This is a genomic window from Microcella sp., assembly GCF_019739195.1.
Taxonomy (GTDB): domain Bacteria; phylum Actinomycetota; class Actinomycetes; order Actinomycetales; family Microbacteriaceae; genus Microcella.
The window spans coordinates 439655-466061 of record NZ_JAHHDS010000003.1; the positions used below are offsets into that span (position 1 = coordinate 439655).

25 protein-coding genes are annotated in these 26407 nt (G+C 66.3%); 3 read left to right on the forward strand and 22 right to left on the reverse strand.

The genetic code is table 11. The annotated features are described in order from the left end of the window. Nucleotides 1–100 precede the first annotated feature (100 nt). Entirely contained in the window at nt 101–1660 is a 1560-nt protein-coding gene (locus tag KL788_RS03845; protein WP_293168661.1) for a PucR family transcriptional regulator, read from the forward strand. On the opposite strand, the gene KL788_RS03850 is transcribed toward KL788_RS03845, so the two are convergent. From KL788_RS03850 to KL788_RS03910, 13 genes are all read right to left on the reverse strand, one after another. Further along, entirely contained in the window at nt 1633–2562 is a 930-nt protein-coding gene (locus KL788_RS03850; RefSeq protein ID WP_293168663.1) for a nucleoside hydrolase, read from the reverse strand. The genes KL788_RS03845 and KL788_RS03850 overlap by 28 nt on opposite strands. After that, on the reverse strand, nt 2559–3881 hold the full coding sequence (locus KL788_RS03855; protein ID WP_293168665.1) for an MFS transporter: 1323 nt from the start codon (nt 3879–3881) through the stop codon (nt 2559–2561). Before KL788_RS03855 ends, KL788_RS03850 begins: the two co-directional genes overlap by 4 nt. Further along, nucleotides 3878–5194 (reverse strand): MFS transporter, encoded by a 1317-nt coding sequence (locus tag KL788_RS03860; protein WP_293168667.1) that lies wholly within the window; start codon nt 5192–5194, stop codon nt 3878–3880. The genes KL788_RS03855 and KL788_RS03860 overlap by 4 nt, the downstream gene beginning before the upstream one ends. After that, a complete protein-coding gene (locus KL788_RS03865) occupies nt 5185–5952 on the reverse strand; it encodes a nucleoside phosphorylase (RefSeq protein ID WP_293168669.1) in 768 nt (255 codons plus the stop codon). Before KL788_RS03865 ends, KL788_RS03860 begins: the two co-directional genes overlap by 10 nt. Next, on the reverse strand, nt 5949–6731 hold the full coding sequence (locus KL788_RS03870) for a nucleoside phosphorylase (RefSeq protein ID WP_293168671.1): 783 nt from the start codon (nt 6729–6731) through the stop codon (nt 5949–5951). The genes KL788_RS03865 and KL788_RS03870 overlap by 4 nt, the downstream gene beginning before the upstream one ends. Before the next feature lie 12 nt (nt 6732–6743). Then, nucleotides 6744–7640, reverse strand: a complete 897-nt coding sequence (locus tag KL788_RS03875; RefSeq protein WP_293168673.1) for an energy-coupling factor transporter transmembrane component T family protein — start codon at nt 7638–7640, stop codon at nt 6744–6746. A gap of 8 nt (nt 7641–7648) precedes the next feature. Continuing rightward, a complete protein-coding gene (locus tag KL788_RS03880; protein ID WP_293168675.1) occupies nt 7649–8512 on the reverse strand; it encodes an energy-coupling factor ABC transporter ATP-binding protein in 864 nt (287 codons plus the stop codon). 10 nt (nt 8513–8522) lie between these two features. Further along, on the reverse strand, nt 8523–9386 hold the full coding sequence (locus tag KL788_RS03885) for an ATP-binding cassette domain-containing protein (RefSeq protein WP_293168677.1): 864 nt from the start codon (nt 9384–9386) through the stop codon (nt 8523–8525). A gap of 62 nt (nt 9387–9448) precedes the next feature. After that, nucleotides 9449–10162 (reverse strand): ECF transporter S component, encoded by a 714-nt coding sequence (locus tag KL788_RS03890; protein WP_293168679.1) that lies wholly within the window; start codon nt 10160–10162, stop codon nt 9449–9451. A gap of 232 nt (nt 10163–10394) precedes the next feature. Then, entirely contained in the window at nt 10395–11348 is a 954-nt protein-coding gene (locus tag KL788_RS03895) for a nucleoside hydrolase (protein WP_293168681.1), read from the reverse strand. Further along, complete coding sequence (locus KL788_RS03900; protein ID WP_293168683.1) at nt 11345–12130, reverse strand: GntR family transcriptional regulator; 786 nt, start codon at nt 12128–12130, stop codon at nt 11345–11347. The genes KL788_RS03895 and KL788_RS03900 overlap by 4 nt, the downstream gene beginning before the upstream one ends. A gap of 2 nt (nt 12131–12132) precedes the next feature. Next, nucleotides 12133–12807 (reverse strand): deoxyribose-phosphate aldolase, encoded by a 675-nt coding sequence (gene deoC / locus KL788_RS03905; protein ID WP_293168684.1) that lies wholly within the window; start codon nt 12805–12807, stop codon nt 12133–12135. Next, nucleotides 12804–13709: a ribokinase gene (locus KL788_RS03910; protein ID WP_293168685.1), complete on the reverse strand. Its 906-nt coding sequence runs from the start codon at nt 13707–13709 to the stop codon at nt 12804–12806. The genes deoC and KL788_RS03910 overlap by 4 nt, the downstream gene beginning before the upstream one ends. A 166-nt stretch (nt 13710–13875) precedes the next feature. Between KL788_RS03910 and KL788_RS03915 the strand changes: the two genes are divergently transcribed. Then, nucleotides 13876–14235: an SdpI family protein gene (locus KL788_RS03915; protein WP_293168687.1), complete on the forward strand. Its 360-nt coding sequence runs from the start codon at nt 13876–13878 to the stop codon at nt 14233–14235. On the opposite strand, the gene rbfA is transcribed toward KL788_RS03915, so the two are convergent. The 8 genes from rbfA to KL788_RS03955 all read right to left on the reverse strand — a co-directional run bounded on the left by rbfA (nt 14232) and on the right by KL788_RS03955 (nt 23726). Continuing rightward, nucleotides 14232–14732: a 30S ribosome-binding factor RbfA gene (gene rbfA, locus KL788_RS03920; RefSeq protein WP_293168688.1), complete on the reverse strand. Its 501-nt coding sequence runs from the start codon at nt 14730–14732 to the stop codon at nt 14232–14234. The genes KL788_RS03915 and rbfA overlap by 4 nt on opposite strands. A 124-nt stretch (nt 14733–14856) precedes the next feature. Beyond that, a complete protein-coding gene (gene infB / locus KL788_RS03925) occupies nt 14857–17520 on the reverse strand; it encodes a translation initiation factor IF-2 (RefSeq protein WP_293168690.1) in 2664 nt (887 codons plus the stop codon). Between the two features lie 76 nt (nt 17521–17596). Beyond that, nucleotides 17597–17875: a YlxR family protein gene (locus KL788_RS03930; protein ID WP_293168692.1), complete on the reverse strand. Its 279-nt coding sequence runs from the start codon at nt 17873–17875 to the stop codon at nt 17597–17599. A gap of 90 nt (nt 17876–17965) precedes the next feature. Next, on the reverse strand, nt 17966–18961 hold the full coding sequence (gene nusA, locus KL788_RS03935; RefSeq protein ID WP_293168693.1) for a transcription termination factor NusA: 996 nt from the start codon (nt 18959–18961) through the stop codon (nt 17966–17968). Between the two features lie 101 nt (nt 18962–19062). After that, complete coding sequence (locus KL788_RS03940) at nt 19063–20832, reverse strand: proline--tRNA ligase (RefSeq protein ID WP_293168695.1); 1770 nt, start codon at nt 20830–20832, stop codon at nt 19063–19065. Between the two features lie 315 nt (nt 20833–21147). Then, complete coding sequence (gene ispG / locus KL788_RS03945; RefSeq protein WP_293168697.1) at nt 21148–22296, reverse strand: flavodoxin-dependent (E)-4-hydroxy-3-methylbut-2-enyl-diphosphate synthase; 1149 nt, start codon at nt 22294–22296, stop codon at nt 21148–21150. Between the two features lie 10 nt (nt 22297–22306). Continuing rightward, nucleotides 22307–22942, reverse strand: coding sequence for a 3-oxoacid CoA-transferase subunit B (locus KL788_RS03950; RefSeq protein WP_293168698.1), 636 nt, complete (start codon nt 22940–22942; stop codon nt 22307–22309). A gap of 1 nt (nt 22943) precedes the next feature. After that, entirely contained in the window at nt 22944–23726 is a 783-nt protein-coding gene (locus KL788_RS03955; RefSeq protein ID WP_293168700.1) for a CoA transferase subunit A, read from the reverse strand. Between the two features lie 144 nt (nt 23727–23870). Here KL788_RS03955 and KL788_RS03960 point away from each other — a divergent pair, with 144 nt between their 5' ends. Further along, a complete protein-coding gene (locus KL788_RS03960; protein WP_293168702.1) occupies nt 23871–25055 on the forward strand; it encodes an acetyl-CoA C-acyltransferase in 1185 nt (394 codons plus the stop codon). 11 nt (nt 25056–25066) lie between these two features. Here the strand turns inward: KL788_RS03960 and KL788_RS03965 are convergent, their stop codons facing one another. Further along, a complete protein-coding gene (locus KL788_RS03965; protein ID WP_293168704.1) occupies nt 25067–26392 on the reverse strand; it encodes a M50 family metallopeptidase in 1326 nt (441 codons plus the stop codon). Nucleotides 26393–26407 lie beyond the last annotated feature (15 nt).

A 26407-nucleotide genomic window follows, 5' to 3' on the forward strand; every position in this document is an offset into this window, starting at 1 on the left:
CTCACAGGCTCCCGTCACAACAACGCACAGATTGTCTGGTCTCACCTGCTCATATGTGCAATGGGTGGACAACCTGTCAAGCCTTCGCGAAGGTGCAAGGGTGGCTCTCACCGTGCATGACCTCGTGACGCTGCCGGCGCTGGCAGCCGCAGCGCCCCAGATCGTCAGCGGGAGTCCCGATCGCGGAGTGCGCTGGGTGCACACCTCAGAGATCTTCGATATCGCCACGCTGCTCAAGGGCGGTGAGGCGCTGTTGACCTCGGGGCTCGGGCTCGTCGGTGCGAACGAGTCGCGGCTGCGCGCCTATGCCCGATCGCTCAGAGAGATCGACGTGGGCGCTCTCTTGTTCGAAGTCGGCAGAACCTTCAGCGAGGTTCCCCCTGCCATCATCGACGAGCTGCGCGAGTCGCCCGTCGCCCTGGTGCGGCTCGACGGCGTGGTGCCGTTCATCGACATCACCGAAGCCGCGCACCGCTTGATTCTCGACGCCGAGTCGATGTCGTTGCGGGCCTCGGATCGTGCGACGACCCGTTTCATGGAGGTCTTGCTCAACGGTGGCGGCGTCGCCGGCATTCTGGGCTCGATCGATGACCTCACGGGGGCTCCTGCCGCGTTCATCGACAGCGAGGGCCGCGAGATCGCCGCGACCGGAACGGTGCCGCAGTACGCACGCGAGCTCGAGAGACCGGTCGAGGTGTTCGGTGAGCGCCGCGGATCGATCCGCTCGGCAGCTGCGGTCACCGCCGACCACCGCGTCATCATCGACCGTGGTGCGGCGGCCATGGCGCTCGAGTTGACCCGCTCGGGCCCCACGATGCCGACACGGCGCTATGCGCACGAGCAGCTGCTGCAATCGTTGCTCTCGGGAGACATCTCGGTGACCGAGCTCGAGGCGCGCGCACGTTCTCTCGGCATCGTGATCGGGCAGGCGAACTCGGTGGTCGCCGTGGCGTGCTTCATCGCACCAGGGCGCGGAATCGACGACGGCTATGTGCACCTCGTCGACACGGTGCCCCGAGCATTCGGGCCATCGATCATCGGGCGCGTGGGCCCCAGCGTCGTCTTCATCAGCGCACTGGACCGCTCGCAGCCGCTCGACTCGGTGCGAAGCACCCTGACGCGAGTGACCACGGCACCGAGCGGACTCTTCCGCTCGGTCACAGCAGGCGAGATCGTCGACACGTGGGGCGACGTGCCCTCGTCTCTTCGAGCCGCCCTCGATGCCGCGAACCTGGCGCCCTTGCTCGGGCAGAACGCGGTGATGCTGGCAGAAGACACCGCCCTGTTCCGGCTGCTGCGCACCATCGACGACGCAGGGGGCCTGGACGACTTCGTCACGGCGCAGCTGGGTGCCGTGCTCGAGTTCGACGCCCGACGCGGTAGTGAACTGCTGAGCACTCTCATCGAGCTGTTCCGCGCCGGGGGCAGCCGCACAGCCGCAGCTCGTGCGCTGGGCATCAGACGCCAGACGCTCTACGACCGCATCGATCGGCTCGAGTCGCTGCTCGGGGCCGATGCCCTCACCGATTCCGCGCGAGCCGTGACTCTGCACGTCGCAACGCTCGCCTGGGCGATCACCACCCGAACGGCGCGAGCGCCCGTCGGCCTGAGTGACCGAACTCGACGCACCTCCTATTCCGCAGAGAGCAATTCGCGGTAGGCCGCGAAGAATCCCTCCGCGTCGATGTCGGTGATGACCGTCGCGTTCGGAGCATTGCGCGTCGGGCGGTCGTCCATGAGTGAGTACCCGCTGGTGAGGCCCGGTCGAGTGTCGACCTCGACGTAGAGCTGCCGCGACGCTCTGATGAGATCAGGGCGCACGAGAAGCATGGCCGTCAACGAGTCGGGATGCGTGCTGCCGTCGATGCCCACGGTTCGATTGAACTCGAGGTTCGGGGTGTCGAGAATGCGGAAGAACTCGGCGAGCGGCGTACCGAGCGCGGCGAGCTGCTCGAGCTGCTCGCTCGTCCATAGTGCACGCTCGAGCGTGAGCGTCCAGGTGACGATCGTGGTCTCGAATCCGGCAGCGAGCACGAGCTGGGCGGCCTCAGGGTCGACATAGAAGTTGTACTCGGCCGCCGCGGTGATGTTGCCGATCGAGTTCTCGCACCCTCCCATAATCCAGAGCGAGCGGGCCTTTCGCGGCAGATCGCGATCGAGTGCCACGGCCGTCGCGATGTTGGTGAGCGGCCCGATCGCGACGATGTCGATCTCGCCCGGGTTCTCATCGACAATGCGCACGATCGCCTCAGCGGCCCGCTCATCGCTCGGCGCCTGTGTCGGAACGGGCCACGCGTGATTGCCCTTGCCATCACCGTGGGCGCTCGCCTCCACCCACTCGCGCAGCAGCGGCGTTCGGGCGCCGAGGTGCACCGGCACCTCGCCTCTCCGACCGGCCTGCTCGATTGTGATGAGGGCGTTCTGAACCTGCTGATCGAACGCGACGTTGCCCGCGACGATCGTCACAGCCTCGAGTTGAGCCGAGGGGTGGCGAAGCCCGACCAGCATGGCGAAGCTGTCGTCAGCGGCCGTGTCGGTATCGATGATCATGCGTCGAGTCACAGAATCTCCTTCTGCTGGATGATGGCGTTGCTCATGAGGGCGCCGCCCGCGCGCGGATCGCGGAAGGCGAGCGCGAGCACGCCGCCGATCGCCGCCAGAAACCCACAGCTCACGAAGATCGTGGTGGGGCCCACGATCGGCACGAGCGCCCCGGCGAGCAATGGCCCCGCGATGAAGAACGGCGCCAGCAGCGTCAGAGTCGTGCCCAGGTAGACGCTCGTGCGGCCCGGTGGCGCGAACTCGATCGACATGCTGGGATCGCACACGAAGGTCAACGAGTTCGCACCGCCGAGCAGCGCGCAGGCCAGTGCGAACAGAAGCAGGCTGTCGGCGACCGCTGCGGTGAGCATCCCGCACACCAGAAGCAGCGCGCCGACCACCACGACGACGCGATAGCCGGTGCGATTTCCGAGCACACCGAGACCGAAGCCGATGACGGCCTGCGCGAGCACGAATGCGGCCGCGAGCAGAGCCGCATCGGGCGCCTGCAACGGCCCCGCGAGACCAGCGACCACGACGAAGCCGACTCCCCCGGTCGCGGCCGCCATGGCCGCGCGCGCCGTGAGGTAGCGACGGTAGTGACGGTGCTCTGCGAGCATGCGGGGCACACCGGCGAGGGTGTGACGAAAGGGCGGGCGTGCCTCGGCGACAGGAAACTCGTGGTCGACCAGATTCGCCACGAAGACGATCGACAGCAGCGAGAGGCCTAGTGCTGCCCAAAAGGCAATCTGGTTTCCGAGCGGAAAAGGGTAGGTCGCCAGCAGCCGCTCGGCTCCGAGCGCGGCGAGGAAGCCGAGCACGCCCCCGAGCAGCTGCACGAGGCCGAACACCCATCCGCGCGCCACGGTGATCGCCTTGGCGATGAAGTCTCCGTAGACAGGGCCCAGCAGACCGACGGTCGTCGAATAGGCCGCGAAGGCGAGAAAGAACAGCACGATCACGAGCTCAGTCGTGAGCACCCCCGCGAGTGAGGCGGCGATCGCGATGAGCAGAATCGCCACCCGCTCGGCGATGACAATCGTCAAAAACAGCGGTTTGCGCCGCCGTCGGCCCAGCACCAGGTGGGCACCGACCAGCTGCGGCAGATAGCGGCCCAGCGCCCACACTGCGCCGACGAGCCCGACGAGGAAGGCACTGCCGGTCAGGGCCTGCACGAAGGCGGGGATGATCGTGGTCTCGCTCAAGAGCGACATCGCCAGGGCGAACGTGCCGCCCTCGAGCACCATGAGCGTCATGTTGCGACGCCGGTGGCGTTCCATACCCGCGACGAATTCTGGAGCAAGAACTCTCAGCTGCTCGACGTCGGCCGCGATCGTCATGGCAGCACCTCGTCGTGGCGCTCGCCGGTGGCAACGCGATGGCGAGGCTCCCGCACGCGCAGGCACAGCAGGGCCCCCGCGCCCGCGAGCACGGCTGCTGCGATGAAGACCGGGGTGAAGCCGACCACCGGAGACAGCACGCCTGCCAGCAACGGACCGGCGATGAAGAAGGGACCCAGCGCGGTCGACGTGAGCCCGAGGTACACGCTCGTCGCGCCCGGCGGGGCGAGTTCGATCGACATGTTCTGGTCGCCGACAAACACGAGTGAGTTCGCCCCTCCGAGCATCGCCATGGCGATGATGCTGACCGTCAGTGATCCGCCGACGGCCGCGACCGCGAACCCGACTGCCATGAGTGCGCCGCCCGTCACCATGACTGCTCGCCAGCCCACGGCGTTGCCGAGCGCGCCGAGCCCGAAACCCAGCACCGCTTGAGCCAAAATGAACGCCGCGGCGAGCAGCGCTGCATCAGAGGGCACCAGCGTCGAGCCCTGCAAGCCTGCGACGACGACGAAGCCCATGCCGCCCGCCGCGATCGCCTGGAGAAGGCGGCCAACGAGGTAGCGCCGGTAATCGGGGTCAGTGCGCAGAATGCCCGGGATGCTCGCCAGCGTTCGCGTAAACGCCGGTCGCGGCGCGGGGTCAGGCAGGCGCTCTTCTTTCAAGAAACTCACGAGCACGAGCGAGACCAACGAGCCGGCGACGGCCGCCCAGAACAGAATCTGGTTGCCCACCGGAAAGGGGTACTCGCGAATGACGTTTTCGGCGACGAGCGCCGCACCGAAGCCGAGAAGCCCGCCGATCAATTGCACAGTGCCGAAGAAGAGACCGCGCCCGACCGGAACCGCCTTCGCGACGAAGTCGCCGAAGACGGGCCCGATGATGCCCGCGAGCGCCGCGTACATTCCGAACGAGATCAAGAACAGCACGACGACGAGCGAGGTGTCGAGCGTGCCCGCGAGCTGCGCGCTCGCCGCGACGGCCAGAATTCCGATGCGCTGCCCGACGATGATGGTGACGAACAGAGGCTTGCGGCGCTCGCGACCGAGCACGAGGTGCGCTCCGATCAGCTGCGGCGCATACCGCCCGAGAGCGAAGATCGCTCCGACGAGCCCGACGAGCACTGCACTGCCCGTCAAGCCTTCGACGAAGGCAGGAATGATCGTCGTCTCGCTCAGCATCGAGAGCACGAGTGCGAATGCCGCCCCGTCGAGGATCATCAGGGTGACGTTGCGCTTCTGGTGCTCGCGCATGCGAGCGACGTACTCCGGAGCAACTCGAGCGAGTCGCTCCGAATCGGCCGTCAAGGCCATGAAGCGCCCGAACGATCGTGTGCGATCAGCACGCGCAACGACTCCACGGCCGTGGCGAGAAGATGCTCGCGGTTCTGGTCGATCTCCCCGCCGACGGCGTCATTGTGCACTTGCATGATGCCGCCTGCTCTTGCACGGTGAATGGCACTGATCAGAAAGATGGTCGACGCTTCCATCTCAGAGCAGATCGCCCCGCCCGCCACCCATGCAGCCCAGCGCTCGGCGAGCATGGCCGCCATCGGCATGCGCTCGGGTTCAACTTCGCCGTAGAACGAGTCTTTTGACTGCGTGACACCGCGTTGCCAGGGTGCGCCCGTGCGGCGTGCGGCCTCCGTGAGCGCATCGACGACCAGTGGGTCGGCGATCGCCGGAAACTCCATGGGCAAATAGTGGCTCGAGGTGCCTTCGTCGCGAATGGCCGCGGTCACGATCGCGAGTGTGCCCGAGGGGGTATCGGGCTGGATGGCCCCCGACGTGCCGACGCGGATGAAGGTGTCGGCACCGAGCTTGATGAGCTCTTCGACAGCGATCGCCGACGAGGGGCATCCGATACCGGTGGAGACCACGCTGACGGCGACGCCGTCCAGGGTTCCCGTATATGTCGTGTACTCCCGGTTGCTCGCGACGTGGCGGGCATCGTCGAACAGAGCAGCAATGGGCTCGCAGCGGCCGGGGTCACCCGGCAACAAGACGTAGCGGCCGACATCGCCGCGGCGCAGATGCAGGTGATGCTGAAGATCAGCGTCGAGGCCGCTCATGCCGCCGCCTCGCGATCACGAGCGATCAGTTCGCGAAGACCCGCGATCGCCGGCGGCAGCAGGTTATCCATCGAGCCCTTGGCCAGCTCCGCCTCGGTCATCGGCGACTGGTCGTGGTGGCCGAGGATGAGCATGATGCCGCCCGCACGCACGCGCAACGTCGACGCAACGATGTAGAGCGCCGCGGCCTCCATCTCTGAGCAAATTGCGCCACCCGCCATCCAGGCCGACCAGCGTTCAGCGAGTCTGCCGGCGACCGGCATGCGACCGGGCTCGTGCTGGCCGTAGAACGAGTCTTTCGACTGACTGATTCCGACGTGCACCGTGTGCCCCAACGAGCGAGCGCCGACGGCAAGCGCGCGAGTGACATCGATATCGGCCACGGCCGGAAACTCGACCGGCAGATAGTGCAGAGTCGTGCCTTCGTCGCGGATGGCGCCACTGATGACACCGAGGTCGCCCGGCGCGATCTCGGGCTGCATGGCACCCGAGGTGCCCACCCTGATGAAGGTGTCAGCGCCCACCTTGACGAGCTCCTCCATGGCGATCGATGCTGAGGGGCATCCGATGCCCGTCGATGTCACCGATACCTTCTCGCCGTCGAGCGTGCCTGTCCACGTCTCGTACTCGCGATTGCGAGCGACGAGCACGGGGTCGTCGAAGTACTGAGCGATCGGCTCGCTGCGGCCCGGGTCGCCGGGGAGCAGCACATACCTGCCCACTTCTCCTGGCGCGACCTGAATGTGGTGTTGCCGGTCGTCGTGTGTCGTGACGGCCATGATGTGAGCCTCCTAGCTCTGCTTGAACGACAGGATGAGCGCGAACAGGATGATGCTGAGGAAGAGCGAGGCGGAGACCACCCAGACGATGACGGCCGTCGCCGGCTCCACCACCAGCAGCTCGCTGACGTTCCAGCCGCCGCGCATGATCGACATCGTGCCCAGCGTCGCTGCTCCCGCGACTCCGACGAGGGCGAGAATGACGTCGGTCGGTTTTCCTTTCACCTGCCGATACGACGACTTGTGGCCTGCAGACCCGAACCCGCGCGACTCCAGCGAGATCGAGAGCTGCTGCACGCGTTCGATCGCGCCCACGAAGACGGGCACGAAGCTTGGAAGCACTGCTTGAAAACCGTTGCCCTTCATGCCCCGAGACTTCTGAGCACTCAGAATGATGCCGACCTCGCGCTGGAAGACCGGAATCAACTGCAGCGTCATCGCCATCATGAAGTTCAACGTGTACGGCACCTTGAGCTTCGACAGGGTCGTGAACAGGTCGCTCGGGTGCGTGGTCATCACCACGACGAGCGCCATCAGCAGGCAGGCGACGATGCGCCCCAGCAGCACGAGACCGTAATACAGCCCGTCTTCATAAAGCGTGATCGGCCCGAATTCGGCGATCTGCGTCCACGGCTGCTCGACGGCAGGTGCCATGAGCTGCAGCGCCAGCAGAGACGAGCCGATCGGCACGATGATGAACGCCGCCTTGAGCATGGGGCGGATGACGCCGCTGACGATCGCCAAGAACAGTGCGAATGCTGCCATGCCGTAGAGCAGGAAGATGTTCTGAGTCATGAAGGCCACGACGACGTAGAGCACGACCCAGATCATCTTGGGCAACGGGTGAATGCGGTGCATGACCGAGTCGCCGGGAATCAGTGAGACCGGCAGGGCTCCTTGCATAGACATTGCGGCTCCTAGCCTTGGCGTTCGAGTCGGGCGACGAGATCGTCGACGAGTTCAGCTGGGGTGAGTGCCACGGGGCCACCGTGCGGAACAACGGTCTGCAGGGCGATCTCGGTCACCTGCGGTGCTTGCAGGTTCGTGCGGGCCATCAGCGTCTTGTCGGCGAAGACCTCTCGAGGCGAGGCGTCTGCGATGATCTGCGCGTCTTTCATGACGATGACGCGCTTCACCACATCCGCCAGCAGCGGCATGTCGTGCGAGACGCAGACGACCGTCGTGCCTTGATCGGCAAGCTTGCCCATCAAGTCGTTGATGATCGACGTTGTCTGGTGATCTTGGCCGGTCGATGGTTCGTCGAGAATCAAGATGGAAGGCTCCATCGTGACGATAGAGGCGATTCCGACGAGCTTCCTGATCGGAAAGCTGACGCGATAGGGGTGCTCGTCGATGACATCTCGAAGCCCGAAGAACTCGACCGCACGAGCCACTCGCTCAGCGAGCTCGTCGCCTTCGATGCCGATATTCGTCGGCCCGAACTCGAGTTCCGCCTGAATGGTGCGAGCGAACAGCTGGTGATTGGGGTTCTGAAACACGTAGCCGATGTGAGCAGACATCTCTTGCACGGTACGGCCCGCCGTCGAGATGCCGTTGATCATCACCTCTCCGCTTGACGGCTTCAAGAGCCCATTGAGCAGTTTGGTGAGCGTCGTCTTGCCTGATCCGTTCTGGCCGATGATGCCCAGAATCTCGCCGTGCTCGACGGTCACGCTCACGCCATCGAGGGCGACAACCTTGCCGTGCGGATACACGTAGTGGGCATCGTTGACCACGATGGCGTGGGGAGCGTTCGACCGGGCTTCGGCAGGCGACGGCATGGGAATCTTCTTAGCCACGCTGGGCCTCCAAAAGGGTATTGATGGCGCTGACGGCTGTCTCTGTGCGGGTGGGAACATCGCCCTTCCACAGCCCGCGCTCGCTCAGCATGGTGGCGAGGGCGGCGCTCTCCGGAACGCGCAAGTGCAGGGCAGCCAGTTCGTCGACTCGGCTGAAGATCTCTTGAGGGGTGCCGTTCATGACGACACGGCCGTGGTCGAGAACGACGACACGGTCGGCATAACGGGCCATGACCTCCACCTCGTGCTCAATCACGATGACGGTCATGCCCTTGTCACGGTTCAGCGTCGCCGCCATATCGAACACTTCTTGCTTGCCGATCGGGTCGAGGTTCGACGTCGGCTCGTCCATGATGAGAATCTGCGGGCTCATCGCCAAGACGGCGGCGATCGCGAGACGCTGCTGCTGACCGCCCGAGAGGCCGAGAGGCGAGCGCTTCTCGAACCCAGCGAGGCCGACAAGCTCGAGCGTCTCGGGAATAATGCGGATCATCTCTTCATAGGGCACGCCTGCGTTCTCGAGTCCAAGCGCAATCTCCTCAGCAACCGAGAGCTGGCTCATCTGAAACTCCGGGTTGTCGAACACGATGCCGACGACTTTCGCCATCTCTCGCACGGCGTACTCGCCGACCTCGAGACCCGCGACGGTGACCGAACCGGTCATCTCACCGCCGAGCATCGTCGGTACAACTCCGTTGACGCAGAGGCCGAGCGTGGTCTTTCCGGCTCCATTGAGTCCCAGCACAGCCACGTACTCGCCGGGCATGACAGAGAAATCGATCGAGTTCAGTGCCGGCTCTTCTGTGCCGGGATAGGTGTAGGTGACATTGTCAAAAGTGATGATGGGGTCGGTCATGATTCCTCCGTTGCGTCCGGGCGCGCGACGGTTGTCGCGCGCCCGGACGGTTGTGGTCGTGCCTATGCGCCAGCGTTGATGGCGAGGAACACGACGACGATGAGCACGCCGATGACGACACCGGCGACGGCAAGAAGCACGCCTTTCAATGGTGTCGCCTTCACTATGTCGAGATTCTGTGTCAACGATTTCGGCAACGCTTCGATGATCGCTAGTGCTACGAAGCCCGCGATGATCTTGTCGGCCAGAGACGTCAGAATGTTCGACGAGAACACAGACCCCGCGAGATTCTGCCCGACCGCGAGGAACGTGCCGGTGAGTGCGTCAGCACCCGCGCCGGTCGCGCCACCGAAGACCAGAACGATGATCGGCGCGGCCACGATGGTGCACGCGACAGCGACGATGATGTTCAGCAGGAAGAACCGCGGGATCGTGCGGCCGAGGCCCCACGAGCGCACGCCGTAGCCCCAGAGCAGGGCGCCGACGACGTTGACGAGAGCGAACGGCAAGCTCACCGGACCGGTGATGAGCGCCGAGCCGGTGTTCGTGAGAACACCGACGAGCGCCCCCCACCAGGGGCCGAGCACGATCGCAGAGATCGCGGTGCCGATCATGTCGAGGTAGACCGGCAGTCGCAGAGCAGACGCGATGTAGCCGCCGACGATGTTGAGGGCCACGCACACCGGAATGAGCGTGACGATCAGTGTCGTCGGCAGGTTGTTGCGGTTGAAGCGACTGCTCTTCTTCGGAGCAGAAGCCACTGGGGCGTTGGTCATGATCCATGCCTTTCGAATCGGGGGTGAACAACCGCGCGGCGTCTCTGCCGCGCGGCACTCGAAGAAGTCGGGACGTCACCATCGACGCTCGACCAGGATTCGCTCTTGTGGAGCGCTTCGAACGACCGTGCGCGACGACGGCCGCTGGACGCGGTCGCCTTTCGCGCACTCGGACGAACGGAGTCGAAGACCGCTGCCGGGCGTGCAACGGAATATGAGCAGGCGCTGAAGATCACGAGTCGAACGCTTCCGCGAGGGTGTCGGCGAAGACATCAGCATCGGCACGCAGCGCAACGCGCGCATTGTGCGGCAGGGGCGACCACGGTCGCTCATCGATGACCAGTGAGCCGACGCTGTGAAGCCCGCCTGTTTCGACGGTGACGGCCGCGCTGATCACCTGCGTGAGCACCGCGGGGCGCAGCAGTGCCGCGATGCACAACGCATCATGAACCGGTGCAGCATCCATGGGAGTGTGCTCAGAACCGGGATACGTGTCGATGCGGCCGCGGACCAATGAGGCGGTGGCCACAGCACCCGGCGTGCCGATGGCGTCGAATCGAGCGCAGTGATCACGACTGATCGCAGCGTCATGGGTCGCATCGAGCGGCACGATCAGCACGTCAGCGATGCCCGCGGAGAGCACCGCTGCGGCAGCCTCCGGGTCGACCCAGAAATTAAACTCTGCCGTCGCCGTGACGTTGCCCCACCCTCGCGCGCCACCCATGATCACCAAGCGAGGGATGCGGGTGGCGAGGCGCGGCTCTGCAGCGAGCGCCGCCGCAATATTCGTGAGGGGCCCGACCGCCACGAGTGTCGTCTCTGGACCATCGGGACCCAGATAGTGCTCGATGAGCACCTCTACGGCCCCTCGCTCAGATGCTGTCGACACGGGGTCGGGCAGATCGAGTCGGCGCTTCTGGAACTCTTCTCGCCCGGCGTTGAGCACATCGCGCGGAATCGGGAAGTCGGATCGAACGAGTGGGCGAGGGCATCCGGCATGCACGGGAATCGAGCTTTCTATCGCATCGAGCACGCGGAGCGTGTTGTCGGTCGTGTTCTCGAGGGGCACATTGCCATTGACAGTGGTGACGGCGATGAGGTCGAGCGCTGGATGAAGCGCGGCTGCCATGATTGCGACGGCGTCGTCAGAGCCGGTGTCGCAGTCGATGATGAGCTTCATCGTCATGAGGCCACCTCGTGCGCCTGCGGACGTTCGAGCACCATGCTCACGTGCACATCGTCGCTCGCGATCCAGACCTCGGAGTGCTCCAGAGGGCGACCGTCCGCCAGAAAAGCGGTCTGCCGGAGGTGCAGAACCGGAGAGCCTTCGTCTACCTGAAGGTGGCGGGCGATGTCGCCCGTGGCCGCCCGAGCAGAGAACATACGCCGCGCATAGGCGAGGGCGAGACCGTAGTGAAGCTCGAGCAGGTCGAAGAGCGTGCGGCCGACGAGATCGAGCTTCTCGAGATCGGGGGCGAGGTCGGCGCGAACGAAGTTGTAGAGCAGGGCGATCGGGGTCGTATCGGCGCTGCGCACCCGCTCAATGCACACGACCGGCTCGTCGGCGAGCACATGCAGTTCAGCACCGACGGCGACGTCGGGCACGGCGAGCTCAGCGCGCAGCACGACCGTGGTGAGGTGCAGACCCTGACGGGCGAAGTCTTCGGCGATGCCCCGAAGCTCTCCCTCGGCCTTCGGAATCGCGGCAGTCGCGACCACGAAGGTGCCCCTGCCCTGGGTCTGCGTGAGCAGGCCCTCGTCGATGAGCGTCGACAGGGCACGACGCACGGTGCCCCGGCTGACCTTGAGCTCGGCTGCAAGATCGGGTTCGGCAGGCAGTTGCTGGCCGATCGGCCAGGTGCCCGCGCCAATGCGTGCCCGGATCGCATCAGAGATCTGAGTGTGCAGGGCCGTCGCTCCCGCACGGTCGATGCTGGTTGCTCCCTTTCTCCACTCGAAGATGGCCATGATCAGTAGCTCCTCGTGGTCGTGTCGTCGCTACCGCTGACGATCTCGATGCCCGCACTCGTTCCGACCAGCGCGGCACCCGCGGCGATCAGCTCTCGCACCTGATGGGCACTCGTGATGCCTCCCGATGCCTTGACGAGCACGCCGTCGCGCACCCGACTCGACAACCATGCGATGCTCGCGACGTTCGCGATCTCGACCGCACCGCTGCTGGCATTTTTGAGGTAGGCGGCCCCTGCTTCCATGGCGAGTTCGACCGCGGCCTCGCGTTCGGCTGCCGTCAGCAGTGGAAGCTCGAGCATCACCTTCACGGGCACGCCGCTCGCCGTGACGACACCCGCGATGTCGTCACGAAAGGCGTCGAACCGGCCCGACTTCAGCCACCCGATCTGACACCCGATGTCGAGCTGCTGAGCGCCGGCCGCCACGAGTTGCTCGGCTTCAGCGGCCTTGCCCCGTGGTGTGGTGATGCCGACGATCGGAAAATCGAGCGCCGAAGCGACAACGACCTCGGTGCCTGACAGCACCGAGGCGACCTCGCGCACCCATGAACCCGGAACCATGGCGGCCTGAAAGCCCCACTGGACGCACTCTTCGGCATGAGCCGCCATGCGGTCGGCCGTCAGGTCGGCGGCGATCAGGGTGTGCTGGATAACCGCAGCCAGTTCGGCGTTCATGCTGCGGCCCCCGCCAGTTCGTCGCGTCGCGGAATGCCGGCGATGACGCCGCGGTGCTCGACCGAGAAGGCTGCGGCGCGGCAGGCGATCGTGACAGCATCGTTGAGCTCTGCACCGGCGGAGTACTCGGCTGCGAAGACGCCCACAAAAGTGTCGCCGGCGCCGGTCGTGTCGACCACGACAGCGCTGGGCGACGTGATGCGGCTCACTGAGCCGTTGTCGACCACGATGGCGCCTTCCGCGCCGCACGTCAGGATGATGTCGCCCGAGCAGTGCTCGGCAAGCGCGACCGCGATGGCGAGGTCGTCGAGGTCGACGGCCTCGAGCCCGAGCAGTGACCTCGCTTCGGTCTGGTTCGGAACCAGGATGTCAGCGGTGGTCCAGAGTTCACGAGGCACATCTGTCGCCGGAGCGGGATTCAGGATGACGGGAATGCCTGCGCGTCGGGCCGCGTCACAGCAGCGCATCGCCGCGTCGTGGGGCACTTCGAGAGAGATGACGAGGGCAGAAGCCCCCTCCAATGCGGTCGCTGCAAGCGGCTCGACACGTGCACCCCACAACGCGTCGAGCGCGCCCGCAGCGATCGCGATGCGATTCTCGCCCTCGCCGTCGACAAGAATCACGCCGGCCATCGTCGCGTCATCGACAGTGATGACGGCTGCGTCATCGACACCCTCGCGCGACCACAGCTCTCGCGCGGCTCGGCCGTCGGCATCGTCTCCGATCGCCGTGATCAAGGTCGGCCGTGATCCCCACCGAGCGATGGCAATGGCCTGATTCGATCCTTTGCCGCCATGCTCGCGGGTGAGCACACCACCCGAGACTGTCTCGCCCGCGTGCGGCATGCGGGCGAGCTGCATGGTGATACCCACGCCGTACCCACCGAGAACCGCGATCGACATTGATCACCTTGTCTGTAGACAACCATGGACAAATGGTGAACGTGACTGTACTGACATCCCCGAACTCACGGCAAGGCTCTGCTCACCTGAGCACAAAGCGTGCTCAGAGGAGCGCAGATGAGCAGGCCGAACTCTGGCCCATCGGCGGAGCCTCTACGCTGGCACCGTGGACATCACCGGAGAAGATGCCTTGCAGTTGACCGGCGTATTTCTCGTCGCTGGCGCGATCGGGTTTCCGCTCATCATCTGGCTCGGCGCCATCGGGCGCCTTCGGCCGAATCGATGGATCGGCTACCGTAGCGACCACTTGCTCGAGAGCCCCGTTGCGTGGGCTCGCGGACACCGTGCGGCTCTGCCGATGGTCGTCGTCGCGTCTCTCGCGACCCTCGTGCTGGCGGTGACCGGCCTGCTGATTCCCTGGCTCATCGCCAAAGCCGCGGTGCTGTTCCTGGCCGCCGTGGCCATCTTCGGCGGCGGCCTGCGCGGGCAGCTGCTCGCCGACGACGCCGCCGCACTCGACGACTAGCGCCGGGGCGACTCCGCGGCGTCCGAGTCGTCGTCGAGCAGTTCATCGTCATCGAGCTCATCGAGCTCGGCGTCGACGTCGCGCGGCTTGACGTAGGGGTCGGGGTCGCCCGCGTACTGCGCCGTCGCGGCCTCCGCCTCGGTCTGCGCGTCGCGCTCGCGCGCCTCGCGCAGCAGAGCTTCGATCGAGGCCGCGTTCTCAGGGATGCCGTCGAGGATGAACTCGATCGACGGGGTGAGGCGCGTGTTGAGGTTGCGACCGACCTCGGTTCTGAGCATCCCTGTCGCCGCCGTCAGCGCCGCCGCAGTGTCAGTGCGCTCTTGCTCGGTGCCGAGCACGGTGTAGAAGATCGAGGCGTGCTGCAGATCTCCCGTCACCTGCACATCGGTGATCGTCACGAAGCCCAGGCGCGGGTCGCGCAGGCCCTTGTCGAGCCGTTGCGCGACGACCTCTTTGATGCGGTCGGCGACCTTGCGAGCGCGGGGGTTGCCTGCCATGAGCTGCTCCTGACTGCTGCGGGTGGTGCGGGTGGTGCGGGTGGTGCTGAGGGATGCGGCCCGCCGATCGCTCGGATCAGCGGGCCGCACCGGGTCACGTCATGCGCGCCCGGAGGGCGCAGTGCTAGGCGCGCACCTTCTCCTTCATCTCGATCGTCTCGATCTCGTCGCCGATCTGGATGTCGTTGAACTTGCCGAGGCCGATACCGCACTCGAAGTCGGTGCGCACCTCGGTCACGTCATCCTTGAAGCGACGCAACGACTCGATGGCCAGGTTGTCGCCGACCACGACGCCGTCGCGGATGACCCGCGCCTTGGCGTTGCGGGTGATCGTGCCGCTGCGCACGATGACACCGGCGATGTTGCCGACCTTCGACGAGCGGAAGATCTCGCGCACCTCGGCGACACCCGACTGCACCTCTTCGAACTCAGGCTTGAGCATGCCCTTGAGCGAGCCCTCGATCTCTTCGAGAGCGGCGTAGATGACCGAGTAGAACCGGATGTCGACGCCTTCGCGCTGAGCACGCTCGCGCGCCTTCGTGTCGGGGCGAACGTTGAAGCCCACGATGATCGCGTTGTCGATCGTCGCGAGGTTGACGTCGCTCTCGGTCACAGCACCCACACCGCGGTGGATGATGCGCAACTGCACGCTGTCATCGACCTCGATCTTGAGCAGAGCCTCTTCCAGCGCCTCGACGGCACCGGAGACGTCACCCTTGATGATGAGGTTGAGCGACTCGACCTTGCCGTCTTCGAGCGCCTTGGTGAAGTCTTCGAGGCTGATGCGCTTGCGAGCCTTGGCCAGCATGGCGTTGCGCTCGGCGGCCTCGCGCTTCTCGGCGATCTGACGGGCGGTGCGGTCGTCGTCGGTGACGATGAAGGTGTCGCCGGCGCGCGGAACGCTCGACAGACCCTGCACCTGCACCGGACGCGAGGGGTAGGCCTCGTCGACCTTCTCGCCGTTCTCGTCGGTCATGGCGCGCACGCGGCCATAGGCCGTGCCTGCCACGATCGGGTCGCCGACGCGCAGGGTTCCGGCCTGGATGAGCACCGTCGCGACCGAGCCGCGACCCTTGTCGAGCTTCGCCTCAATCGCGACACCACGGGCATCGCGGGCGGGGTTCGCACGCAGGTCGAGGCCGGCGTCTGCGGTGAGCAGCACAGCATCCAGCAGTTCTCGAATGCCCATGTTCTGCAGAGCAGAGACGTCCATGAACATGGTGTCTCCGCCGTACTCTTCAGCCACAAGACCGAACTCGGTGAGCTGCTGACGCACCTTGGCGGGGTTCGCACCCTCTTTGTCGACCTTGTTGACGGCGACGACGATCGGCACACCGGCGGCCTGCGCGTGGTTGAGCGCCTCGACCGTCTGCGGCATGATGCCGTCGTCGGCCGCGACCACGAGAATCGCGACGTCGGTCACCTGCGCACCACGAGCACGCATGGCGGTGAATGCCTCGTGACCCGGGGTGTCGATGAAGGTGATGGCGCGCTCGATGCCCTCGTGCTCGGTCCAGACCTGGTACGCACCGATGTGCTGCGTGATGCCGCCGGCCTCACCCGCGACGACGTTCGCTTCGCGAATCGCGTCGAGCAGCTTGGTCTTTCCGTGGTCGACGTGACCCATGACGGTGACCACGGGGGGACGGATGACGAGGTCGTCTTCGTCGTCCTCCTGATCGAGGTCGATGTCGAAGGCCTCGAGAAGCTCTTTGTCTTCGTCTTCGGGAGACACGATCTCGATGCGCCAGCCGAGCTCTTCGCCGAGCACCTCGAAGGTCGCGCCGTCGAGCGACTCGGTCGCCGTGGCCATCTCACCGAGGTGGAACAGCACGGTCACGAGGTTGCCGGGAGGGCAGCTCATGCCCGTGGCGTTCTCGAGCTTGTCGGCGAAGTCGGTGATCGACGCGCCCTGGCGCAACCGGATGACCGTCTTGCCGTCGCCGCGGGGAACGCTGACACCGCCGACCGACGGGGCCTCCCGCATCTCGAACTCTTGACGCTTCGTGCGCTTCGACTTGCGCGCCTTCGACTTGCCGCCACCGCGACCGAAGGCACCAGCCGTGCCACCGCCGGGGCCGCGACCACGACCGCCACCACCGGGGCGAGGGCCGCTGAAGCCGCCGCCGGGAGCACCGCCCGGGCCGCCTGCGCCACCCGGGCGGAAGCCGCCGCCAGCGCCGGCCGGACGGCCGGGACCACCCGTGCGCTGCTGGAACGGAGCGCGCGGGCCGCCGGGGCGACCTGCGCCGTCGGGACGCGGAGCGCCGGGACGCGGAGCACCCGGACGCGGCGCGCTCGGGCGCGGGATGGCGCCGCCGCCGGGGCGGGGCATGCCCTGAGTCGACGAGAAGGGGTTGTTGCCGGGGCGAGGAGTGCCCGGACGCGTCATACCCTGCTGCGAGGCGAAGGGGTTGTTGCCGGGGCGCGGCTGACCGGCTTCGGCAGCGGGGCGCGCAGCGGCGTCGCCACCGGATTCGGGCGCCGTGGGAGCCGCGGGAGCGGGAGCCTCAGCGGCCGGCTCGGGAGCGGCGTCGACGGGAGGTGCAGGGGCGGGCGCCGGCGCAGGCTTCGCGGGAGCCTTCGCTGCAGGCTTCTCGGCTGCCTTCGGCGGCGCCGTGATGCCTTCTGCTTCGAGGGCCGCGCGCAGCTTGCGGGCGACGGGGGGCTCGATCGTCGACGACGGCCCCTTGACGAATTCGCCGAGCTCTTTGAGCTTCTCGAGGGCGACTTTGCTTTCTACACCGAGTTCGCTCGCGATCTCGTGCACGCGTGGTTTGGCAGCCACTTGTTCTCCTGTCTGGGTCCGCACCCAGGCAGGGGCAGACCATTAGTTCTGGACGGAACTCATTTCGAGCCGCTCATTAGTTGTCCATGTGCCGATCAGCCTTTTCTTCGGATGATGAAATGGTCGTCAGAACGGATGCTGCGTCGAGCGGACCCGCCACCCGCAGCGCGCGGGCCCAGGCCCGCCGCTCAGTGGCGATTTCGACGCAGTCGCGAGTGCTGTGCACCCACGCACCCCGACCCGGAAACCGGGCCCGAGCATCCACCACGACCGCTCCATCGCGCGCGACCACCCTCACGAGTGAGGATCGAGGCGCCCGCTGTCGACAGCCGAGGCAGGTTCTGACGGGTTCCATGTTACCCCTCTTGCATTCCGCACGCCGACCCTCGCTCGAAACGCGATGCGTTTCGGGCTTCGGCGCGAAGATCGATATCCAACCTCCGGGCTACTCGTCCATCACTGAATCCGGTTGGATATCGATCTTCGCGCCCGTCAGCTTGGCGGCGAGGCGGGCGTTCTGGCCCTCTTTGCCGATCGCGAGCGAGAGCTGGTAGTCGGGCACGAGGGCACGAACCGCCTTGGTCGAGGGGTCGAGTACGAAGGCGCTCGACACCTTCGCCGGTGAGAGCGCGTTGGCGACAAAGGTGGCCAGATCGTCGCTGTGGTCGACGATGTCGATCTTCTCGTTGCCGAGCTCGTTCGTGACCGCGCGCACCCGCTGCCCGAGCTCGCCAATGCACGCGCCTTTGGCGTTGACGCCCGGCTCGAGCGAGCGCACCGCGATCTTCGTGCGGTGCCCGGCCTCGCGGGCGAGCGCTGTGATCTCGACAACGCCGCTCGCGATCTCGGGCACCTCGAGCGCGAACAGCTTGCGCACGAGCGAGGGGTGCGTGCGGCTGACGGTGATCTGCGGGCCCTTGAGACCTTTCGACACGCTCGTGACGTAGACGCGAATGCGGTTGCCGTGGGTGTATTCCTCGCCAGCGACCTGCTCCTCCGGCGGCATGATGGCCTCGATCGTGCCGAGGTCGATGTGGATCATGCGCGGGTTCGGCCCCTGCTGAATCACCCCGGCAACGATGTCGCCTTCGCGGCCTTTGAACTCGCCGAGCACGCGGTCGTCACCGATGTCGCGCAGCCGCTGGTTGATGACCTGCTTCGCGGCGAACGCGGCAATGCGGCCGAAGTCGTCGGGGCTGTCGGGGGCCTCGCCGATGAGCGCGCCCTCGTCGTCGAACTCGGGCACAAAGACCGTCACGTGACCGGTCTTGCGGTCGAGCTCGACGCGCGGCTGCGGCTCGTCGGTTCCGCGGTGGTCGTCGTGATCAGTGTGCTTCAGGTAGGCCGTCAGAATGGCCTGCTCGATGATCTGCACGAGCTCGTCGAACGGGATCTCCCGCTCACGCTCCATCATCCTCAAGATGCTCAGGTCGATGTCCACTGACGGTACCTCCGCTATTCGATTAGAGACCGCACGGCCGCCCTCGGCGTCGTGCCGTGCGAACCCCTACGCTACCGGAATCGGAGGGCTGGCCGCCGCCCTCAGGCGGACTCGCGCAGACGCTCGTGCACCTCGTGCAGGGCGATCTCGTCGCGCTCGCCGGTACGGCGGTCCCAGAACTCGACGATTCCCTCGGCGGCACGTCGGCCGACGATGACGATGAGCGGCACGCCGATGAGCTCGGCATCACCGAACTTCACGCCGGGCGAGACCTTCGGGCGGTCGTCGTAGAGCACATCGACGCCGCGCTCGTCGAGTTCGGTCGCGAGGGTCTCGGCGACCGTGTAGGCGGCCTCGTCGCGGCCGGCCGCGACAACCTGAATGTCGAAAGGCGCGACCTCGCGGGGCCAGATGAGGCCCTGCTCGTCGTGCGCGTTCTCGGCGATGACGGCGAGGATGCGCGTCACGCCGATGCCGTATGACCCCATGGTGACGGTCACGAGCTTGCCGTTCTCGTCGAGCACCTGCAGGCCGAGCGACTCGGCATACTTGCGGCCGAGCTGGAACACGTGCCCGATCTCCATGCCACGCGCGAGTTCGACCGGGCCGCTGCCGTCAGGGGCCGGGTCACCCGCGCGAACTTCGGCGATGTCGACCCAGCCGTCGCCGACGAAGTCACGCCCCGCCACGAGATGGAAAACGTGCTTCTCGTGCTCATTGGCACCCGTCACCCAGGCCGTGCCGTCGACGACCCGAGGGTCGAGCAAGAAACGGATCTTCGTCGCCGAGTGCTCGCCCAGCACCGGGCCCCCCGGACTCCACGGCCCGATGTAGCCCTTGACGAGCCCCTTCGCCTTCGCGAAGTCTTCATCGGTCGCCGCCTCGACGGCCGCCGGCGCGAACGCCACCTCGGCGCGCTTGAGGTCGACGTCGCGATCGCCCGGCAGACCGACGATGACGAGCTCTCTCGTTCCGTCAACGGCGGTGAGGCGCAGCACGACGTTCTTGAGCGTGTCGGCGGCCGTCCACGGCCGGTCGTCACGCGGGTAGCGGTCGTTGGCGAGGTCGACGAGCGTTGCGATCGTGGGGGTGCCGGGCGAATCGTGGATGACCGCCGCAGGCAGCCCGTCGATCGGAAGGGCATCCGGCACCGCAGAACGGTAGGCCTCGACGTTGGCGGCGTACCCGCCCGCCGACCGCACGAAGGTGTCTTCGCCGATGGCAGTCGGGTGCAAGAACTCTTCACTGCGCGACCCGCCCATGGCGCCCGCATCGGCCTGCACGATGACGTATTCGAGACCCAATCGGGTGAAGATGCGCTCGTAGGCGTCGCGCTGCGCCTGGTACGAAGCATCGAGACCCGCATCGGTGTAGTCAAACGAGTACGCGTCTTTCATCGAGAATTCGCGGCCGCGCAGAAGGCCCGCGCGGGGCCGAGCCTCATCGCGGTACTTGTCTTGAATCTGGTAGATCGCGAGCGGCAGGTCTTTGTAGCTGCTGTAGAGGTCTTTCACGAGCAGCGTGAAGACCTCTTCGTGGGTGGGGGCCAGCAGGTAGTCCGCACCCTTGCGGTCTTTCAGGCGGAAGATGCCGTCGCCGTACTCGGTCCAGCGGCCCGTCACCTCGTAGGGCTCGCGGGGCAGCAGCGCCGGAAAGTGCACTTCTTGCGCCCCTGCCGCCGCCATCTCGTCGCGGATCACGTCTTCGATGCGGCGCCTCACCTTGAGCCCGAGCGGTAGCCACGCGAAGACACCCGGCGCCTGTCGGCGGATGTAGCCGGCGCGGACGAGCAGACGGTGGCTGGCCACCTCGGCGTCGGCGGGGTCGTCGCGGAGCGTGCGGAGGAAGAGCGTGGAGAGGCGCGTGATCACCGGCCCAGACTACTTGTCTGCGACAGGCCGACCGTGTGGCGTGCATCCTGACCCCCGTTTGGGGGCCAGAATAGAAACAGGCCTGCGAGCGATGGCAAGGGGGGCTTGGATCGCTCGCAGGCCCTTCCCGTCTCGCGATGAGTCGCGCGGCGGGAAACCTGCACGACGAGAAGAACCCCCCTGAGCGATCTTGCGCAGATCTCGTGCCAGCCCCCCGGCACTCTCCAGTCAGCTCCCCCGGCCGATGGGTTCAGCGTAGTGAGCGGGGCGCGACGACGGTCAGTCCCCCGATGGGGGGACACCTCGGTTCACCTCTCAGGCGGTGACGACCTCGGGCGACCCGACCGGAGCATCCGGCATCGACGCCGCGAGGCGGTTGGCCTCTTCGATGAGCGTCGCGACGATCTCTGACTCGGGAACGGTCTTGATGACCTCGCCCTTGACGAAGATCTGTCCCTTGCCGTTGCCCGACGCGACGCCGAGGTCGGCCTCGCGGGCTTCGCCTGGGCCGTTCACGACGCAGCCCATGACGGCGACGCGCAGCGGCACCGACATGCCTTCGAGGCCCTTCGTGACGTCTTCGGCGAGCGTGTAGACGTCGACCTGAGCGCGGCCGCACGAGGGGCACGACACGATCTCGAGCTTGCGCTCGCGAAGGTTCAACGACTCGAGAATCTTGAGGCCCACCTTGACCTCTTCGGCCGGCGGGGCCGAGAGCGAGACGCGGATGGTGTCGCCGATGCCCTCGCCGAGCAGAATGCCGAACGCCGTGGCGCTCTTGATCGTGCCCTGGAAGGCAGGGCCGGCCTCGGTCACCCCGAGGTGCAGCGGCCAGTCGCCCCGCTCCGCGAGCTGACGGTAGGCCTTCACCATGACGATGGGGTCGTTGTGCTTGACCGAGATCTTGAAGTCGTGAAAGTCGTGCTCTTCGAACAGACTCGCCTCCCACACCGCGCTCTCGACGAGCGCTTCGGCGGTGGGCTTGCCGTACTTCTGCAGCAGGCGCGGGTCGAGCGAGCCGGCGTTGACGCCGATGCGGATGCTCACCCCGGCCTCTTTCGCCCGCTTTGCGATCTCGGCCACCTGGTCGTCGAACTTGCGAATGTTGCCGGGGTTCACACGTACTGCGGCGCACCCCGCGTCGATGGCCTGGTAGACGTACTTGGGCTGGAAGTGGATGTCGGCGATGACCGGAATCTGGCTCTTCTTGGCGATGATGTGCAGCACATCAGCGTCGTCTTGACTCGGCACGGCGACGCGCACGATGTCGCAGCCGGTGGCCGTGAGTTCGGCGATCTGCTGCAGCGTGCCGTTGATGTCGGTCGTCGGCGTCGTCGTCATCGATTGCACGCTGACCTGGTGGTCGCTGCCCACCATGACCTTGCCGACCTTGATCTGGCGGGTCTTGCGGCGGGGGGCGAGGGTCTCAGGGACCTTGGGCATTCCGAGATTCACAGCGGGCACGATGCGCAGTCTACGCAACCGCAATGAACGAAGGCTCGGTAGCGCGCGCGACGTCGTCGACGGTCACTCCGGGCGCGAGTTCGACGAGGGTGAGTCCCTCGGACCCGACGTCGAAGACGCAGAGGTCGGTGATGATCCGATCGACTACTCCTCGGCCCGTCAGTGGCAGGCTGCAGTCGTTCACGATCTTGGGCGAGCCGTCTTTCGCGACGTGCTCCATGAGCACGATCACGCGGCGAGCGCCGTGCACAAGATCCATGGCGCCACCGGGGCCTTTCACCATCTTGCCGGGGATCATCCAGTTCGCGAGATCACCTGAGGCCGACACCTGCATCGCTCCGAGAATCGCGGCGTCGATCTTGCCCCCGCGAATCATGCCGAAGCTCATCGCCGAGTCGAAGTACGAGGCGCCGAGCAGCACAGTGACGGTCTCCTTGCCCGCGTTGATGAGATCAGGGTCGACAGCGGCCTCGCTGGGGTACGGACCGACACCCAGAATGCCGTTCTCGCTCTGGAGAACGACGGTGACGCCCGCCGGCACGTAGTTCGGCACGAGCGTGGGCAACCCGATGCCCAGGTTGACGTAGGAGCCATTGACGAGTTCACGAGCGGCCCTGGCCGCCATCTCGGCTCGCGTCAGCGGCATGTCAGCGTCCTTCCTCTGCAGCGAGCACCGTTCGGCGCTCGATGCGCTTCTCGATTCCGACTCCGACCTCGACGATGCGATCGACGAAGACACCGGGCACGTGAATGGCATCGGGATCGAGCTCGCCCGGTTCGACGAGCTGCTCGACCTGCGCGATGCACGTGCGGCCTGCCATCGCGGCAAGAGGCGAGAAGTTGCGGGCCGACCGAGAGAAGACGAGATTGCCATGCCGATCTCCGCGCTGCGCGTGCACGAGCGCGAAGTCTGTGGTGATGGCCTCTTCGAGCACGAAGTCGCGCGGCTCTCCGTGCACCATGAACATTGTGACCGTCTTGGGAGGCGAGGCGAGAGCGACGCTTCCGTCCGCGGCATAGCGACGCGGCAGACCCCCTTCGGCGACCTGGGTGCCGACACCGGTCTGGGTGTAGAACGCAGCGATGCCTGATCCGCCAGCGCGCAGCTTCTCGGCGAGCGTTCCTTGCGGAGTGAGCTCGACCTCCAGCTCGCCCGAGAGAAACCGACGCTCGAACTCTTTGTTCTCTCCGACATATGACGACGTCATCTTCGCGATGCGCCCTGCACGTAGTAGCACGCCCAGACCCCAGTCATCAACGCCGCAGTTGTTGCTCACCACGCGCAGGTCTCGGGCACCCTGGGCCAGCAGCGCTTCGATGAGGAGCATGGGATTGCCGCACAGACCGAAGCCGCCCACGGCAAGACTCGCTCCATCGGGAATGTCAGCGACAGCCTCGGCTGGTGCGCTCATCGTCTTGTCGATCGTCATCGCTGGTCTCCTTGTGGGATCGCACGACGAGTCGGCGCTGAGTCGGCACTGACTCGTCCCCTTCTCGGGGCTCGCCTCTCAACCTAGTGCGAGCGCGCCGCTAGGGTCGAGGTCAACCGCACCGATCCAGGAACGGAGTCACTTATGAGCGACAACGACGTCGTCATCATCGCGGCCGCCCGCACCCCGCAGGGCCGTGCGCGCGGCGCGCTTGCCCGCCTCACCGCCGTTGAGCTCGGCATCACCGCCGCGAGAGGCGCCCTCAATGCGAGCGGGCTCAGCCCTGACGCGATCACCGCGGCCATTCTCGGCCAGGTGCTGCCGGCCGGCTGCGGTCAGAACCCCGCCCGGCAGGTCGCCCTCGGCGCCGGCATCGCCCCCGCCGTGGCGACCTCGAGCGTGAACTCGGTCTGCCTTTCCGGAGCCCGCGCGATCGCCGATGCGGCACGACTCATCCGGCTGGGCGAGGCCGACGCCGTGCTCGCCGGCGGCATGGAGTCGATGACGAACGCGCCCCACCTGCTGCCCGGTTCGCGGCTCGGCTGGGCCTACGGCTCGGTCGAGGCGCTCGATCACCTCGCACACGACGGCCTGCGCGACGCCGTCGACGGCATCTCAATGGGCGAGAGTACCGAGCGTCACGTCGGCAGGCTCGGCATCAGCCGTGAGGAGCAGGATGCTGTGGCCGCGGCGTCGCACACTCGAGCTCACGAGGCGCACGCTCAGGGGCTCTTCGGCGCTGAGATCGTCGGGGTCGAGATCGCCGCGCGGGGCGCGAGCACGATCGTCGACACCGACGAAGGAGTGCGTTCCGACAGCACCGTCGAGTCACTCGGCCGACTGCGGCCCGCGTTCACGGCCGACGGCACGATCACGGCCGGCAACGCTTCGCCATTGAGCGACGGTGCCGCCGCGGTCGTCGTCGCCCGTGAAGACTGGGCGCGCGAGCAGGGCGCCACGATACTGGCGCGCATCACCGGCTGGGGCGAAGTGGCCGGCCCCGACAACTCGCTGCACGGGCAGCCTGCCCGTGCTATCCACGCGGCGCTGGCCCGCAGCGATTGGTCCGTCGACGACCTCGACCTCATCGAGATCAACGAGGCCTTCGCCGCCGTGTCAATCCAGTCGACGCGCGACCTCGGCGTCGACCCCGCGATCGTGAACCCGCACGGCGGCGCGATCGCGATCGGGCACCCGGTCGGCGCATCCGGCGCCCGCCTCACGGTGCACGCCGCGCACATGCTGCACGCGGGCCACGCCCGGCGCGCCGCGATCTCGTTGTGCGGCGGAGGCGGTCAGGGTCAGGCGTTGCTGCTCGAGAGGCCCTGAGGCACCGCTGACTAGAAGAGACTGATCGGCTTCACGATGTCGGCGTAGATCAGCAACAGGCTCATCACGCCGAGCACGAGCACAACACCAAGCGTGAAAGGCACGAGCTTCGCGGTGTCGATCGGCCCGGGGTCGGGCTTACCGCGCAGCTTCGCAAACCATCGGCGCACGCCTTCGAAGAGTGCTCCCGCGACGTGGCCACCGTCGAGCGGTAGCAGCGGGATGAGGTTGAAGACGAAGAGCGCGACGTTGAGCGACGCGAGCGTACCTGTAAGAAGCGAAATGCGCTCAAACACAGGAATCGTGTCGATGCTCGCGATCTCGCCCGCGATGCGGCCGACGCCGACGACACTGATCGGCCCGTTGGGGTCGCGCTCTTCCGGACCGAAAGCTGCATTGGCGACATCGATCATTCGTTGTGGCAGATTCAGGATGATGGTCACGACGCGGGAGATGTTGTCGCCCACCGTCGGCAGCACCGTCGTGACCGACTGTTGCACTGTCTCGCTGGCCGCCCCAATTCCAATGAATCCCACACGCTGCGTGAGCGGCTCCCCGTCAGCGCCCTCCGCTATCAGCCCCTGCTCGTCATACACGTAACGTTCGGTGAGCAACGGCGTGAGCGTTGTGCTCGATACGACCCCGTCACGTTCCACAGTGAAATCAAGCGACTCGCCTGCAGAGCCGCTAACGATCGACAGCACCGCATCCCACGACTCGATGGCTACCCCGTCGATGGCCACGATGCGATCGCCCGGTTCCAGACCCGCCTCGGCACCAGGTGCCAAAGGGTCGCCGGCTTCGCACTCCTGACGTTCGCTTGTGGCGGGAAGCACGCATTCGAAGACGCTGCCGAGGGTGGTCGACGCTTGCGGAATACCGAACCCCATCAGCACGACCGCGTAGAGCACGATCGCGATGAGCAGATTCATGATCGGGCCGCCGAGCATGATGATGATGCGCTTCCAGACGGCGAGCTGGTAGAAGGTACGGTGCTCCTCGCCCTCGACGATCGTGTCGGCCGAGGCCGTGCGGGCGTCTTGCACGAGCGTCTCGAAAAAACCGGTTGACGCCGTGCGCGCGGCCTGGCCCGCAACCGGCGGATACATGCCCGCCATCGAGATGTACCCGCCGAGCGGAATCCACTTGAAGCCGTACTCGGTCTCTCCTCGACGCCACGACACGATCGTGCGACCGAAGCCGATCATGAACTGGCCGACGCGCACGCCGAAGAGCTTCGCCGGCACGAAGTGGCCGAGCTCGTGCAGCGCGATCGAGATGATGAGCCCGACAACGACGACGAGAATGCCGACGATGTACAGCAACACGGTCTCCACGAGCGGTCACTCTAT